General features: G+C 66.9%; 13 protein-coding genes and 4 pseudogenes. 12 read left to right on the top strand and 5 right to left on the bottom strand.

Features of this window, described 5'->3' with window-relative positions:
• Nucleotides 1-90: 90 nt before the first annotated feature.
• Complete coding sequence (locus CRT23_RS13220; RefSeq protein WP_056220123.1) at nucleotides 91-330, bottom strand: biotin/lipoyl-containing protein; 240 nt, start codon at nucleotides 328-330, stop codon at nucleotides 91-93.
• 210 nt (nucleotides 331-540) lie between these two features.
• Between CRT23_RS13220 and CRT23_RS13215 the strand changes: the two genes are divergently transcribed.
• The 10 genes and pseudogenes from CRT23_RS13215 (at nucleotide 541) to CRT23_RS13170 (ending at nucleotide 7,766) form a co-directional block, all read left to right on the top strand.
• The gene (locus CRT23_RS13215) at nucleotides 541-1,158 is read left to right on the top strand and encodes a potassium channel family protein (RefSeq protein WP_103710085.1); all 618 of its coding nucleotides are present in this window, start codon (nucleotides 541-543) and stop codon (nucleotides 1,156-1,158) included.
• On the top strand, nucleotides 1,155-1,370 hold the full coding sequence (locus tag CRT23_RS13210) for a hypothetical protein (protein WP_103710084.1): 216 nt from the start codon (nucleotides 1,155-1,157) through the stop codon (nucleotides 1,368-1,370). Before CRT23_RS13215 ends, CRT23_RS13210 begins: the two co-directional genes overlap by 4 nt.
• Nucleotides 1,371-1,395: 25 nt before the next feature.
• Nucleotides 1,396-1,686: a hypothetical protein gene (locus CRT23_RS13205; protein ID WP_103710083.1), complete on the top strand. Its 291-nt coding sequence runs from the start codon at nucleotides 1,396-1,398 to the stop codon at nucleotides 1,684-1,686.
• Nucleotides 1,683-3,025: pseudogene (locus CRT23_RS13200) on the top strand (divalent metal cation transporter). The gene CRT23_RS13205 and the pseudogene CRT23_RS13200 overlap by 4 nt, the downstream one beginning before the upstream one ends.
• A 128-nt stretch (nucleotides 3,026-3,153) precedes the next feature.
• Entirely contained in the window at nucleotides 3,154-3,579 is a 426-nt protein-coding gene (locus CRT23_RS13195) for a histidine kinase (RefSeq protein ID WP_245436209.1), read from the top strand.
• Between the two features lie 74 nt (nucleotides 3,580-3,653).
• A complete protein-coding gene (locus CRT23_RS13190; protein WP_103710081.1) occupies nucleotides 3,654-4,463 on the top strand; it encodes a universal stress protein in 810 nt (269 codons plus the stop codon).
• Nucleotides 4,464-4,714: 251 nt separating this feature from the next.
• Nucleotides 4,715-5,474 (top strand): annotated as a pseudogene (locus tag CRT23_RS13185) (IS3 family transposase); the annotation flags it as partial.
• Between the two features lie 181 nt (nucleotides 5,475-5,655).
• Entirely contained in the window at nucleotides 5,656-6,183 is a 528-nt protein-coding gene (locus CRT23_RS13180; RefSeq protein ID WP_181017344.1) for a TetR/AcrR family transcriptional regulator, read from the top strand.
• A gap of 18 nt (nucleotides 6,184-6,201) precedes the next feature.
• On the top strand, nucleotides 6,202-7,125 hold the full coding sequence (locus tag CRT23_RS13175; protein ID WP_103710079.1) for an SDR family oxidoreductase: 924 nt from the start codon (nucleotides 6,202-6,204) through the stop codon (nucleotides 7,123-7,125).
• Nucleotides 7,122-7,766: an NAD(P)H-binding protein gene (locus tag CRT23_RS13170; RefSeq protein WP_103710078.1), complete on the top strand. Its 645-nt coding sequence runs from the start codon at nucleotides 7,122-7,124 to the stop codon at nucleotides 7,764-7,766. The genes CRT23_RS13175 and CRT23_RS13170 overlap by 4 nt, the downstream gene beginning before the upstream one ends.
• Nucleotides 7,767-7,892: 126 nt before the next feature.
• Here the strand turns inward: CRT23_RS13170 and CRT23_RS29100 are convergent.
• Nucleotides 7,893-8,163 (bottom strand): annotated as a pseudogene (locus tag CRT23_RS29100) (class I SAM-dependent methyltransferase); the annotation flags it as partial.
• Nucleotides 8,153-8,617: an Rrf2 family transcriptional regulator gene (locus CRT23_RS13160; RefSeq protein ID WP_103710077.1), complete on the bottom strand. Its 465-nt coding sequence runs from the start codon at nucleotides 8,615-8,617 to the stop codon at nucleotides 8,153-8,155. The gene CRT23_RS13160 and the pseudogene CRT23_RS29100, both read right to left, overlap by 11 nt.
• 210 nt (nucleotides 8,618-8,827) lie before the next feature.
• Between CRT23_RS13160 and CRT23_RS13155 the strand changes: the two genes are divergently transcribed.
• Nucleotides 8,828-9,268: a hypothetical protein gene (locus CRT23_RS13155; RefSeq protein WP_348628854.1), complete on the top strand. Its 441-nt coding sequence runs from the start codon at nucleotides 8,828-8,830 to the stop codon at nucleotides 9,266-9,268.
• A 435-nt stretch (nucleotides 9,269-9,703) separates the two neighbouring features.
• On the top strand, nucleotides 9,704-10,795 hold the full coding sequence (locus tag CRT23_RS13150) for an HD domain-containing phosphohydrolase (protein ID WP_181017343.1): 1,092 nt from the start codon (nucleotides 9,704-9,706) through the stop codon (nucleotides 10,793-10,795).
• A gap of 112 nt (nucleotides 10,796-10,907) precedes the next feature.
• Here the strand turns inward: CRT23_RS13150 and CRT23_RS13145 are convergent.
• Nucleotides 10,908-13,079 (bottom strand): annotated as a pseudogene (locus tag CRT23_RS13145) (chemotaxis protein CheA); the annotation flags it as partial.
• A 37-nt stretch (nucleotides 13,080-13,116) separates the two neighbouring features.
• Nucleotides 13,117-14,595 carry a PAS domain-containing methyl-accepting chemotaxis protein gene (locus CRT23_RS13140; RefSeq protein WP_103710074.1) on the bottom strand — a complete coding sequence of 493 codons (1,479 nt, stop codon included), beginning with the start codon at nucleotides 14,593-14,595 and terminating at the stop codon, nucleotides 13,117-13,119.
• Nucleotides 14,596-14,677: the final 82 nt, after the last annotated feature.

Below are 14,677 nucleotides of genomic sequence, written 5' to 3'. Positions count from 1 at the left end.
CGCAATCCGCCGCGGCTCGCTCCCGTAATCCTCTCGCCTCGCGGGCCGGCCGGCCTTGATCTCCCTCAAAGGTCCGGCCGCTGCGCGGCGTCAGGCATGAACCTCGGCGATGATGCAGCCTGGGTCGACGACCTCGCTGGCTGGCGCGACCACTTCCAGGCGTCCCCCGACCGGCGAGACGATGTCGTGGAGCGCCTCGCCGATCCGGACGGCGGCCACGGCTTCCCCGGCCCTCACCCTGGCCCCGTCCTCGACCAGCCAGCGCTCCAGGATGCCCTCGGGCAGCATTCCGGTGGACCACAGATCCTCGGATACGCGAACGTCCGGCATGGCCGGCCTCCCTTGCTGACGCACGCCCGGGATTGGGGCGCATCCACCAGGAGACGGCAGGGGATCGGGTCCCGCGTTGATCTGGATCAGGGCCCGCTGACCTCGGGACTAGAAAGCTGATGCGGGCGTCCGGGGCTGCGTTGAGGCAGGTCAAGGCGACCGTTGCAGTGCGGGGCATGCTCCTCCCGGGTTCATTCCCGGGACAACCACATGCTTCTCGCCATGGCCGCCAGCGTCGTCCTCGTCATCACCACCATCCTGGTGCTGTACGAGATCCTGCGCCTGACCTCAGAGCACCTGGCGGAGCTTCCGATTCCACCGCGCGCCCGCATTCTCGTGGTGGTGCTGGCGGCCTTCGTCGGGCACACGATGGCTGTCTGGATCTACGCCGGGGCCTACTGGTTGCTCGTGCTCCGGCTGGGCAACGGCGCCTTCGCGGGCGTGCCGGTCACCACCTTCGAGGACTGCCTGTACTTCTCGGTGGTCACTTACACCACCCTCGGCTTCGGCGACCACTTCCCCGTCGGGCATGCCCGCCTGATCTCCGGCGTCGAGGCCCTGAACGGCCTGTTGCTGATCGGCTGGTCGGCCTCGTTCACGTACCTCGCCATGGAACGCTACTGGCCCCTCCATGGAAAAGCCCACGCGCACAGAGCGGTAGGCGCCGGCCTTGAAGAGGCGTGCCCGGAACCGAAGCGCGCCCGCTTCTTTCCGCAGGCGGTCACCCAGGTTGAGGCAGATCAAGGCGTCGGCATCGCTCCGGGCTCAATCCCTGATGCGGAAGGCAAGGTATCGTCCCGCCACGGAAGAACGAAAGCGATCCGATGAGAATGTTCGTGGTCACGTTCCACAAGCAGGTCAGCGACGATACCGGCCATGAGCGGCGCGCGCTCCAGCATCAGGTCGTCGTCCCGGCTCCGTCATCGGAATCTGCCATCACAGCCGGGCAGACCCTGTTCTGCGAAGCCAATGGCTTGGTGGATTGGCGGCTTCGAGCGGACGCCTGCGACGCGGCGGAAGTGCAGGAAGAACTTACGTAACCCCGTATCGAATGGGAGTGACGTCATGGGACACGAGCTTACCGAACCGGTGCACTGGCGTGGGCGGCAATGGGCCGTCACCGGTTACGGCATCGAGGCCCTCGACGGAATGTACCACGTTGCGGCCACGGCGATCTGGCCTGGCCCTGACGGCACGCTGCCTTGGCTCGAAGCCCTGTGCCGTCGCTATGGCACGGACCGCGATGACCTGGACGCTGCCTTGAAGGTCGCCCGCACGATCTGGTCCGGGCCCGATGCCCTGTCGTCACTCACGCACGACATTTGCCCTGATGGCACGCGGGGCATCGGCCCATGACCGAGGTGCCGGTACCGGTCACCGGCATCCTGGCCGAACCAGACGATCCGGAGGGCCTGAGTGCCACGGTCGGTCCGTCAAAACCACGCCTGCTAGGCGTTCTCGGGCCGGGACTGATCACGGGGGCCTCGGACGACGACCCCAGCGGCATCGCCACATACGGGCAGGCTGGAGCGCAACTCGGTTACGGCCTGTGCTGGACCATGCTCTACAGCCTGCCCCTGATGGCCGCCGTGCAGATGGTCTCGGCCCGGATCGGGCGCACCACCGGCCACGGCATCGCCGGCGTCCTGCGCCAGCACTATCCCAACGGCCTCCTGCAGGCCGTGGTTATGCTTCTTCTCTTTGCCAACGTCCTGAACCTCGGCGCGGATCTCGGGGCGATGGCGGACGCCCTGGACCTGCTGCTGCCGGGACCACGCTGGCTCTACGTCGCGCTGTTCTCGGGGGCCTGCGTGTTCATGCAGTTGGTGCTGCAATACACACGATACGTCGCCGTGCTGAAGTGGCTGACCCTGAGCCTGTTCGCTTATCTCGGCGTGGTGATCTTCGCGCGCGTCTCCTGTCCGAGCTGGCATGGGCCATGGCCCTGCCGCGCCTCGACGGCAGCGGGACCAGCCTCACGACCTTGGTGGCGATCTTCGGCACCACGATCAGCCCGTACCTGTTCTTCTGGCAGGCGGCGGAGGAGGCCGAGGACCTGCACGCCTATCCTCGGCGGCGCGACCTCGCGCATGCCCCCGAGCAGGGAAAGGCAGCCCTTCACCGGATCCAGGTCGATACCCTCGTCGGCATGACGTTCTCGAACGTCGTCGCCCTGGCGATCATGGTGACGACCGCCGCGGTGCTGCACCCACGCGGCATCACCGACATCCAGACCTCGGCCCAGGCCGCGGAGGCGCTCCGGCCCATTGCCGGTCCCCTCTCAGCCGGCGTCTTCGGGCTTGGCATCATCGGCACCGGGCTGCTGGCGGTGCCGATCCTGGCCGGCTCGGCTGCCTACGCGGTCGGCGAGGCACAGCGCTGGCCGGTGGGCTTCGGCCGGCGCCTGCTGGAGGCCCGCGCTTTCTACGGGACCGTGGCGCTCGCCACTATCGTCGGCATGATCATCAGCCTGGGTGCCGTCGACCCCATCCGGGCGCTGTACTGGAGCGCGGTTGTCAACGGCATCATCGCGGTGCCGATCATGGCCGTGATGATGCTGGCCGCAGCCCGCACCGACATCATGGGGGCCTTCGCGGTGCGCGGGCCTCTCCGGTGGCTCGGCTGGGTCGCCACCGCCTGCATGCTCGTTGCGGTCGCCGCGATGCTGGTGAGGGCTGTCCTTCCGTTGCGATAGATCAAGGTCGGCTTGGCCCACCTGCCCGATCCTCAGGGCTTCCAACATCGGAAGGGTGCGCCATGCCGAGGAACGATAAAGCCTCCAGACCGGTCGTTCTCGTGGCGGAGCCTCAGGCGCTACCGGCCATGTGGCTGGAAGATACCTTGTCCGACGAAGGCTACGTGGTCGAAGGCCCCTACCCCACCTGCGACGAGGCCATGGACGGGCTGGCCCGCAGCGAGCCGGCCTTCGCCCTCGTCAGCGTCGACCTGCATGAAGGACCCTGCTTTCCCCTTGCCTGCGCGCTGCGCCGACGCGGCATCCCGTTCGCGATGTTCTCGGGCTCCATCCCCGTTCCGCGGGCCTTCGGCGACGTCCCCGTCCTCGACCGACCGTGCCTGACCGATGCTGTCGCACGGGCTGTCCGGATGGGCCGCCTGGCGGAGGGGAACCAGGCAAAGCGCAGGGGATGCCCAATGGAGAACAGAATCCGATCCCGGGAGCCCTTTGCGCTGGATCAATGCCCGCCGGCCTGCGGGAGCCAGGATGCGGGAGAGCGGACGCACGCTTGAACCACCGGCCGGGGCCGAGTTCACCGCCGGTCCTGCGCACCCCCCGCGAAGCCGTCGCCGAACAGGAGAGCCCCATGTCCTATGCCAGCCTCATGGTCTCGGTCGATCTCGGTGAGGCTGCTCGCAGCCGCATCCGCCTCGCCGGGCACCTCGCCGACGACTTCAAGGCTCGCCTCATCGGCGTCGCAGCCGAGATGCCGGCCTATGAGGCAGCGCCCGTCGGCCCGACGTTGGGGAGTGCCTACTGCCTTGCCTCGGTCCAGGAATCCGTCCTGAACGATCTGCGGATCGCCCATGCGGCCTTCGACGAGGCCAGCGCCGGCCGAAGCCGGGTCGAGTGGCGCTCGAACCTGGACTTCTCGCTGGAGTTCCTGGCCCGCCAGTCGGCCGCCGCAGACCTGGTGATCGTCGGCCGGGGCGACGACGGCAGTCCGCTCCTGTCGGTGGATCCCGGCGATGCGGTGATGCGGCTCGGCAGCCCAGTGCTAGTGGTCCCGCCGACAGTGGACCATCTCGATGCGCGGCGGGTGGCCGTCGCCTGGAAGAACACGCGCGAGGCACATCGTGCCGTCCGCGATGCGTTGCCTTTCATCAAGCGTGCCTCCAGCGTGGTGGTGCTCACCGTCGACGAAGGCGCGGGCGCCGGCGACACGCGGGACGTCATTGGTTTCCTCCAGGCCCACGACGTCCACGCCACCGCCGTACCGAAGGACGCTTATGGCGCTTCGACGGCCGAAGCGCTCTTAGAAGCGACCAGCGAGCACGCCGCCGACCTGCTCGTGTCGGGGGCCTATGGCCACGGCCGCCTGCGCGAATGGGCGTTCGGCGGCGTCACCCGCGACCTGCTCGCCCACTGTCCGGTCTGCTGCCTGATGAGCCACTGACCGTCGTCCGGTCCATCGGTGGCCAGCGTCCGTCCGGACATATGCATGTGAGGGAACCCGGTCCTTCGTGGTCCCCTGAAACCGCCACGCATGGGCACCGCGATGCCCCTCTATTTCTTCGACGTCTATGACAGTAGCATGCAGCTTGACGAAGACGGGACCGAATGTGCGGACCTTTAGGCGGTGACCTGACCGGCTGGCTTTGGACCGGGCTGATTGAGAGGATCAGCCAGGACCGAAGGAGTTGGGACATGAAGCGAGGTCAGAAGACGGGTGCGGAGCAGGTCGTGCTGAAGCTTCGCCGGATTGAGGTTCAGACGGCCCAGGGCAAGAGTTTGGCGCTGGCCTGCAAGGAGGCCGAGATCTCCGAGCAAAGCTACTATCGCTGGCGCAAGGAGTACGGCGGCCTGCAGTTCGATCAGGCCCGTCGGATGAAGGATGTGGAGCGCGAGAACACACGATTGCGTCGGCTCGTAGCCGACCTGTCTTTGGAGAAGCAGGTGCTTGCGGACGTCGCCTCGGGAAACTTGTAGCCCCGGAGCGACGCCGGCAGGCTGTCGACGGCATTCGTGAGAAGTTTGGTCTCTCAGAACGCCATGCCTGCCGGATCGTTGGCAGCATCGGGGAACGCAACGCTACGTACCGACCGTGCTGGCCGACGAGGATGCGCTGACCCGCGCCATCGTCACCCTCGCGTCCGAGTACGGACGCTATGGCTACCGCCGCGTCACCGCGCTGCTGCAGGCAGCGGGCTGGCAGGGGGGGAAAGACCGGGTTCAGCGGATCTGGCGTCGTGAGGGGCTCAAGGTTCCGCAAAAGCATCGGCCGCGAAGCCGGTTGTGGTTGAACGATGGCTCCTGCGTGCGGCTGCGGCCTCTCCATCGCAATCACGTCTGGAGCTTCGACTTTGTGCAGGGTCAGACCCATGACGGGCGAAGCCTGCGTATCCTGACGCTGATCGACGAGCACAGTCGCGCCTGCCTGGCGCTAAAGGTCGCGAGGCGCATCAACATCGATACCAATGCTTGGGCCCGTGGCGCAGTGTTCGACCAACCTCTGGGGTGCCACGGCACCCTTCCCTCCAGGTCGGGAAGACCAGCAACGCGCTCGAAGCATTATTGACTGGCTGATCGCTCTTTCATATCGTTCTGCTATGGCAAGACCGAAAAGCGAAGCGAAGCGCAGCGAGATCATGGAGGCGGCGATCAAGATCGTTGCCGAGCAGGGACTGCGCGCGTCGACGGCTTCAATCGCGAAGGCCGCAGGCGTCTCGAACGGAGCCCTGTTCATCTATTTCGAGACCAAGGCCGACCTGCTGAACGAACTCTATGTCGAGCTGAAGTTGCGGATGGCCGCCGCGACCACGGACGGCATCCTGGAGGATGTCGAGCCTCGCGACCAGTTGCGGCACGTCTGGTACGGAATGCTGCGCTGGGCGCGGGAGAAACCGCTGGAGCGCCTCGCGCTGGCGCAGCTCGGCGTGTCGAACGAACTGACGCCCGCCACGCGCGACATCGCGAGCCGACCCTACGCTCGGGTCGCCGCGCTCCTCGACTGCTGCCGCGCCGACGGTGCGATGCGCCACGCCTCCCCGATGTTCGTCGCCTCGATGGTGATGGCCATGATGGAAGCCACCATCGACGGCATCGCGGCCGACCCGGCCGCCGCCGAAGGTCATGCGGCGATTGGGTTCGACGCTCTGTGGCGTTCGATCAGCTGAACGAGAATCGGAGACACCATGACCAGCGCCGAAACCCAACCCGGCTCGCGTCGAGAGGTGGCCGTCGTCACCGGAGCGTCGAGCGGCATCGGCGCGGCGACGGCGCGCGAGCTCGCTGAGCGGGGCTATCATGTCTTGGCGGGCGTCCGCCGAGAGGAGGACGCCAACGCGCTGCGCACCGCGAACATCGAGCCAATCATTCTCGACATTACCCACGAGGCTGGGATCGCCGCGCTCTCGCAGTGCGTCAGGAACGATCCCGAGCGTCGACGGCTAGGCGTGTTGGTCAACAATGCCGGTGTGGGGATCAACGCGCCCGTGGAGACGTACGCGCTGCCGGACTGGCGCCGCCTGTTCGAGGTCAACCTGTTCGGCCATGTCGCGGTCATCCAGGCCCTGCTTCCCGCCTTACTCGAAAGCGGCGGGACGATCGTCAACGTATCGTCGGTGGGCGGCCGGGTGGCGATGGCGGCCTACGGTCCCTACGCATGCACCAAGTTCGCGCTGGAAGCGCTCAGCGACTCGCTGCGCCGCGAAGTCGGTCCGCTCGGGGTGAGGGTCGTCGTAATCGAGCCGGGGGCTGTCAGGACGGAGATGCTCGGACAGGTCGGTGCCCGGGCCGAGAGGGTCATCGACGCCATGACCGCCGTGCAGCGCGGGCGCTACGCGGCGCTGTTGCGGGCGGTGGTGGCGCAGGCCGAGGCCTCGGAAGAGGGCGGGGCCTCGCCCGAGGATGCAGCCCGCACCATCGCGGATGCGATCACCAGCGCGCGCCCGAGGACCCGGTACACCGTTGGCCGCTGGAGCGGGGTCTTCGTCGGCTTGACCCGCTATCTGTCGGACCGGGCACTCGACCGGCTCCTCGCCGCAGGCTTGAAGCCGCACCTTTCCAAGTTGGCGCACGCCTCTAGGGCGGCTGAGCGGCACGGGCGTCCGGCATGACCACGGTCCTCATCGCCGGTGCCACCGGTCTCGTCGGAGGCCTTGCCCTGAGACTGGCGCTCGCTGATAGCCGAATCAACCGCGTGGTCGCCCTGACTCGTCGCCCGGTCGAGACCCATACCAAGCTGCGAAACGTCGTCATCGACTTTTCGGACCTCCCCGCCGATGCCGACTGGTGGAACGTGGACGGCGTCATCAGCGCCCTGGGCACGACGCGCGCCCGCACCCCGTCGCCGGGCGAGTACCTGGCGATCGACCGGGACTATCCGCTCGCCATCGCGCAGCTCACGCGCAGCCAGGGCGCGACCCGGTTCGCGCTAGTCTCTTCGCTCGGTGCCGATCCCTGCTCGCGCTTCGGCTATACCCGCAGGAAGGGCGAACTAGAGAGAGATCTCGCGGCGACGGCCTTCCCATCGTTGACAATCGTGCGTCCGAGCGCCCTCGACGGGCAACGCGAAAGCGCGCGGCTCGACGAGCGATTGGCCGTGTCCGTCCTGAAGTCCCTCGCGCCCATCTTGCCGTCTCCCTGGAGGCCGAGCTCGGCAACCGAGATGGCCAAGCTCCTCGTCGAAGGCGCCATCGCGGCCCGGCTGGGCATCACCGTGAAGACGAACGCCGACGTGGGATCGTGCTCGACCTAACGATACCGCGAAGACATTTGGTACTGGCTGCTTGAGCCCGGACCCGCTCGAAACCGGAGCGTCTGGCGATTCGCCGGCGGCGTGGGAAAGGTCGAACCGCTCGAAGGGGCGTTGCCTAATGTGACGGAGCATCTCACGGGCGGGGTCGACGCCGACGAACGTCCAGCCGGGATGCGCCTCGGTCAATGCCCGTAGTTCCAGTCCCCCTCCGGCTCCGAGCACCAGGACGCGCGCATCGGCCGGCGCGTGTTCGGCCAGCAGGATGCCGGTCATCCTGTGCAGCGCCCTAAAAGCCGGGTACGAAACGGGGCGGTCCGTCGGCATATCGCGCGGCCGCCGCCGGGTCAGAAAAGGCAGCCACGAAGTTGGTCGGTGCAGCCTGCGCGCTATGCGTCATCGGATGGGGCCTCCTGCCCGCACGGTCCGCGCTTGGCTAAGCGCGCGTGGTAATCGGCGCTGAGACGGCCCAACGTGACGTCGCCCTGACGCGAGAGCAGCAGAGACTCGGCATCCCGGAAGGCGTCCGCGAGGGCTGCGTTGACCGCCTGCTCGACGAGGCAGGTCGGCTCCCCGCTTCGGTGTCCCATCGCGGACACCTCCGGCGAGCCCAAGGCGACGTAGACATCGCGCAAGGTCACCCGGCCGAGGTCGCAGGCGATGGTCCAGCCGCCGCCATGCCCCTTCACGGACGCGACGAGCCCCAGGTCGCGCAGTCCCGCCATGGTCCGGCGCACCACGACTGGGTTGGTCCCCATCATCATGGCTAGCCGCTCAGACGTCACCGGTCCGTCAGCCTCGGCCATGTGCAGAAGGACGTGCAGTACGCCCGACAATCTGCCATCCCACATCATGAAACTGCATTAGTTTCTTGATAGGGATGCTTTCAACAGAGGCTTGGCCTCAGGTGGCAGGCGTGTTCAAGAGCATCCAGAGACGAACGATTTTCCCGTCCATGATCTCGGCAGTCGAACTGGCTGCACGACCATGCCACACCGGGTACCGTCCTTCGCGTGGCCCCGCCTGCCGGCGACTTTTTCCTCGACAAGGGTAGGATAAGCCCCGTGGCCCTGGTCAGCGGTGGCGTTGGCCTTACCCCAATGATGAGCATGCTGGGGGCCATCGCCTCGGAGTCTCCCGGACGTCCCACCTGGTACGTCCACGGGACCCGCAACGGACGTGTGCACGCCATGCGTCGGGAACTGGCCGACGCCGGTAATGCGCTGTCCGACCTTCGTACCCGGACGTTCTATGCGGCTCCGGATGTGGGGGACCGGCTCGGCATGGACTACGACGAGGAGGGAGTGGTGACCGTCGGCTGGCTCATCGCGAACACCCCCCATGCGGAAGTGACCTACTACCTATGCGGGTCTACCCCGTTCCTGGCGTCGCTCGCCGGCGGCCTTCATCGTGCCGGGATACCGGTGGAGCAGGTGCGTTTCGAGTTCTTCGGGCCGACCCTGGAACTGGAAGAGCTGAAACCGGAGCCGGCACTCGCCGCCTGATGGTCACACCTCTCCCTATGGACCACGCGGGATGCGGCTCGACCGCATCCCGTCGTCCTGCCAAGAGGCATCACCAATCAGCCTCTGTCATTGGATGTTCCAGCGAGCGACTGCCTTAGAACCGCCGTCGGCGGTCACCCGCTCCCATGAAGAGACGACTAAAAGGTCCGAGCCGGGATAGGCCGAGCCTACCTAGGTCCCATGCCTTCGCATTAACGAAGTTGCTGCCGTCTAAGGTTCCGGGGGGGGGTCTGACGTTCTGCGTGAGGTGTTTCGTGCCACGAGATCGCCCGTTCGGAATGAGTGAATCCCATTACGTCATTTCGTCGGATCGAAAATCATCGAATACCCCCGACTTTACCGGATCGCCCTCAATTGGTGCTAGCACCCCGGCGGATAGACTGCGCTCGAACATGCGACGACATGGGTACGAACGTGGCAGCCATACTCCTCCTCACTGATATGCCGACCCGGAGCCGCAAGCTTGCCAGTCTCCTTGAAGCCCTTGGCGAGCCGGTGCTGGTCGATCTGCTCGACCCGGCCGAGCCAACGACCCTGCCTGCACCGGAAAGCATCAGGGCGGTGGTGAGCGACGCTTCGCTTTCGCGCTCTACGCAGGTCGCAGCCCTGCGCCGGCACCTCGGCCGCCTCGGACCCAACCGCCCGCCATTCCTCTGCCTAATGCACGAGGATACGCCCCGTGCCCGCGTCCAGGCCCAGGCGCTTGGCGCCAATCGGACCCTAAGCGCAGGATACGCGGCACGTTCCCTCGCGAAGACGCTCGAAGGGCTTTTCGTGGGGGACCGGCTTCTCGATGCCGGTCGCGCCACCACGGCCGGTGCGGCCGCCGCGGACGTCGTCCTCACCCACCTTCTCGACCTCGGACGAGCGGGTACCGCCCCGACCCGAGGTCTGGTCAGGCAGGGCGCCGAGCTCGTATTGAGCGCGTTGGACAAGGCCGACGTCCGGACCTGGCTCGACGTGGTCTGGCGCTTCGACGACGCGACGCACCAGCACTGCCTCCTTGTCGCGGGCCTCGCGGCCGGGTTCGCCCGGCACCTCGGCATGCGCGAGGCCGACTGCCATGAGCTCACGCAGGCGGCGCTCCTGCACGATCTGGGCAAGTCCCGCATCCCGCTGTCGATCCTGAACAAGCCCGGCCGGCTAGATGATAAAGAGTTGGCCGTGATGCGGACCCACCCGACCATAGGATACGATTTGCTGAGGGATGGGGATTATCCGGAGGTGATGCTCACGGTCGTGCGTTCGCACCACGAGGCCCTCGACGGATCCGGGTATCCGGACAACCTACGGTCCGACCGGATACCCGATCTCGTCAGGCTGGTGACGGTCTGCGACATGTTCGGGGCCCTGATCGAGCGTCGTCCCTACAAGAAGCCGCTTGGAGGCGACGAGGCCTACGCCACCCTGCAGGGCATGGACGGTAAAATCGACATCGACCTTGTCCGGGCCTTCCAACCGCTGGCGGAAGCGGCCGGCGCGGCGGTCCCTTCAATTGCGGCCTGATCACGGCCGGGGGAGGCAGCGAAAATCACCCCCCGCCAGGCGATTCGGCCATGCCGGAGCGCTCCCGCCGAGCATCCTTGAGATGGGTGCCCTGTCCCCATCCCGTGCCCGTCAGGTTGAGGTGATGCGCAACGTCGACGATGTCCGTCGCACGACTGCGCAGCACCGCGGACCCGTTGATGCCCGGCCTGTCGAACCCGGTCTCGATCCTGGCGTGCTCGGCGACGGTGTCGACGATGCCGTCGACGAGGAGGCCCGTCGACTGCGTGCCGTCCGAGAAGACAAGCAGGTCCTGGCTTCCCTCGCGTAGGACCGCCTTGCCTGGGTCCGCGGCGACGAGAGGCATCAGGTGGCCACGGTACTGGATCAGCGGGCGTTCGCTGAGCCACTCGATCCTCTCGGCATCGACGGTCTCCAGGCGAGTAACGAGGGACAGGGGGACCGCCCTAACGTCGGGACCGGCACGGAAGACGAGGTAGCTCTGGGCTTCCTCGGCCTTTGTCGGACCGTCACCCGCCCCCCGGCGTCGACGGGTTCGCGGGCGTCCGAGGCGATCCTCTCGGCCGCGCCGTTTGGGTCGACGATGAGCACCACGGCCCCGTCGCCCAGGATCGTGTTTCCGGCGAAGAGCGGGATGTGGCGTAGCTTGGACGACATCGGCTTCACGACGATCTCCTCGGTGTGGAAGACCTCGTCCACGAGGATGCCGAAGCGCTGGCGCCCGACTTGGGTCACGGCCACGATGCCGTCCTCCCCGGCGGCATCGCCGACCCCGAGGACGCCTGAAAGCGGCATAACGGGAAGCAGCCGGTCGCGTAGGCGCAGCACAGGGGCACCGTTGATGCGCTCCACCCGCTGGTCCGCCGCCCTGCCGACGCGAACGAGCTCCAGCACCGCCGATTGGGGAAGGGCGAAGCGGTCCTTGCCGGTCCGGACGATCAGGGCGGCGAAGATGGCCAAGGTCAGCGGTATCTTGATGGTGAAGGTGATACCCTCGCCCGAACGAGTGGCGATGTCGATGACCCCGCCGATGGTCTCGACGTTGCCCTTGACCACGTCCATCCCGACGCCGCGCCCGGAGACCGGGGTCACGGCGGCGGCTGTCGAGAAGCCCGCATGGAAGATGAAGCGCGCGGCCTGCGCGTCCGTCGTCCGCCCGACCTCGGCCTGGATGGCTATGCAGCGTTCGACCGCCTTGCGGCGGATGGCGGTCAGGTCGTGGCCCTTGCCGTCGTCCGAGACCTCAATGGTGATTGTGCCGCCCTCATGAAAGGCGGACAGGCGGATCGTGCCGTGGACGCCTTGCCGGCGGCGATGCGAACCTTGGTCCCCTCCAGGCCGTGGTCCGCGGAGTTTCGCAGCATGTGTGTGAGCGGGTCCTTGATCGCGTCGAGCACTTGGCGGTCGAGTTCCGTCTCGGAACCTGTCATGACGAGCTCGATCCGCTTGCCGAGTTCGCCCGAGAGGTCGCGGACCACGCGCGGCAGCTTCTGCCAGGCGGTACCTATGGGCTGCATGCGGGTTCGCATCACCCCGTCCTGGAGCTCGGGGTCACCTGGCTCAGCCGCTGGAGGGGGACCTTGTAGGCTTCGTCTTCGGTGGTGCGGGCGATCTCCAGGATCTGGTTGCGAGTGAGCACCAGCTCCGACACCATAGTCATGGAGTGTTTGAGGGTATCGACGTTCACCCGGATGGTCTGCGCCCCGGACGTGCCCGCATCAGGCGCGGGTAGGGCGGCCTTCGCCGAGGGTGCCTCGGAAAAGGGCTCGGCTGCGTCCGGCCCCGGAGCGGCCCGGAACGCCGCCTCAAGCTCATCCATGATCGACGAGGTCTCGCCCCCGAGGCCGAACGCCATCGTCCCGGCACTCTGCGACCATGCCTCGACGACAGCCTCGGCGCCCATGGTGCTGGGCTCCGCCGCCAATCGTTCCAGGGCGTCGATGAGGTCGTCGTCCGAGCCTTCCGGTTCGGTGCCGGCGGCCTCCAGCGCCGTCAGGATCTCCTTAAGGCGGTCGAGGGTCGCCAAGACGAGGGTCACGGAATCGGCGGTCGCCGGAAGCCCGTCGCGAAACCGGCCCATCAGGGTCTCGGCCGCATGGGCAAGCCCTTCCAGGCGCGGCAAGCCGAGGAAGCCGCATGTGCCCTTGATGGTGTGAACGAGTCGGAAGATGTTGCGCAGCATCGCCTCGTCACCGGGATTACGCTCGAAGCGGACGAGTTCCGCATCGATGGTTTCGAGATGCTCCCCGCTCTCATTCAGGAACTCGCGCAGAAGGTCGTCCATCGGTTTTTCCTCGTCACGGGGGTAGGTGGCGCGGCCCTTAGGCCGCCATGTTCCGGGACGCCTCACGGACCTGGCGGGTCGAGGCGTCGATCTCCTGGGTCGACGTGGCGATCAGCCCGACGTTCTGGCTGATCTCGGTGACCGCGCCCGTCATCGCCTGCATGTTGGCGGACATTTCCTGGGCGACCGCCGCCTGCTGCTCGACAGCGGTCGAGATGGCGGCTGAAATCTCGTTGACCTCGCCGATGGTCCCGCCGATGCCCGCGATGGCTGCGGCGGCCTCGTTTGCGGCCGATTGTGTCTCGGTGATCTGGCGTCCGATGCTCTCGGTGGCCTTCGCGGTCTGGGCGGCGAGGCTCTTTACCTCGGCGGCAACGACGGCGAAGCCGCGGCCCGCCTCGCCGGCCCTCGCCGCCTCTATGGTGGCGTTCAATGCCAGGAGGTTGGTCTGGCTCGCGATGCTGTCGATGAGCTCGACGACCTCGCCGATGCGCTGCGCGGCCGCGGCGAGGCCGGCAACGACCACGGAGGTCGCGTTGGCCTGCTCGACGGCGCGTCCCGTAACCAGGAGGGCGCGATTGACCTGTTGGCTGATCTCGCCGACGGAGGCCGCGAGCTCCTCGGCACCGGCGGCAACGTTCTGCGTGTTGCCCGAGGCCTGTTCGGCAGCGCTAGCGGCCCCCATCGCCTGCTGGGACGCTCGCGAGACGGAGGCGGCGATTCCATCGAGGTCGCGGTCGATCCCACGTTGGAGTTCCGCCCGCCGGAGCCGGTCCCTGACGGCGTCGGTAATGTCGGTGGCGAACTTGACGACCTTTACCAGCCGGTCGGAAGCGTCGCGCACCGGGTTGTACGTCGCCTGGATCCAGACCTCGCGGCCGTCCTTGGCGATGCGCCGGTACTCCGCCTGCTGGAACTCGCCCCGTCGAAGGCGATCCCAGAAGGCGCGGTAAGCCGTGCCGTCCCGCTCCGTCGCATCCACGAACATCGCATGGGGCTTGCCCGCCACCTCGTCGAGAGCGTAGCCGACGACCGCCAGGAAATTCGGGTTCGCGGTGATGACCGTGCCGTCGAGGTTGAACTCGATGATGCCTTGCGAGCGGTCGAGGGCGTTCAGCTTGCCCTCGAAGTCGGCGTTGCGCAGTTTCTGCGCGGTGATGACGACGGCGCACTTGAACACGCCGTAGGGCTTGCCGTCACGTCCGATCAGCGGGTTGTAGCTGGCCTGTATCCAGACCTCGCGTCCGCCCTTGCCAATGCGCTTGTACTCGGCCGACTGGAACTCGCCGCGGCGAAGGGCGTCCCAGAAGCGACGGTAGTCCTCGCCCTCCCGCTCGGCCGGGTCGACGAAGATGGAATGGTTACGTCCCTGAATTTCGTCAAGGCGATAACCCAACGCGTCCAGGAAGTTCTTGTTGGCGGCGACGACCCTGCCTTCGAGGTCGAACTCGATCAGTGCCTGCGACGCGTCGAGTGCGTTCAGCTTGGAGGTCAGTGCATGGCTACCGAAGAACATCCGTCATTTCCCTCGTTCGATGGCCGTTTGCCATCACGAGGGAACTATGGGTGAGGCGCGCTGACGGAGGCTCAAATCGATC

Origin of the sequence: Methylobacterium sp. V23 (assembly GCF_002917135.1) — a bacterium.
GTDB lineage: Bacteria > Pseudomonadota > Alphaproteobacteria > Rhizobiales > Beijerinckiaceae > Methylobacterium.
The sequence above is the reverse complement of the archived record's forward strand: the minus strand, read 5'-3'. Positions and strand labels throughout refer to the sequence as shown.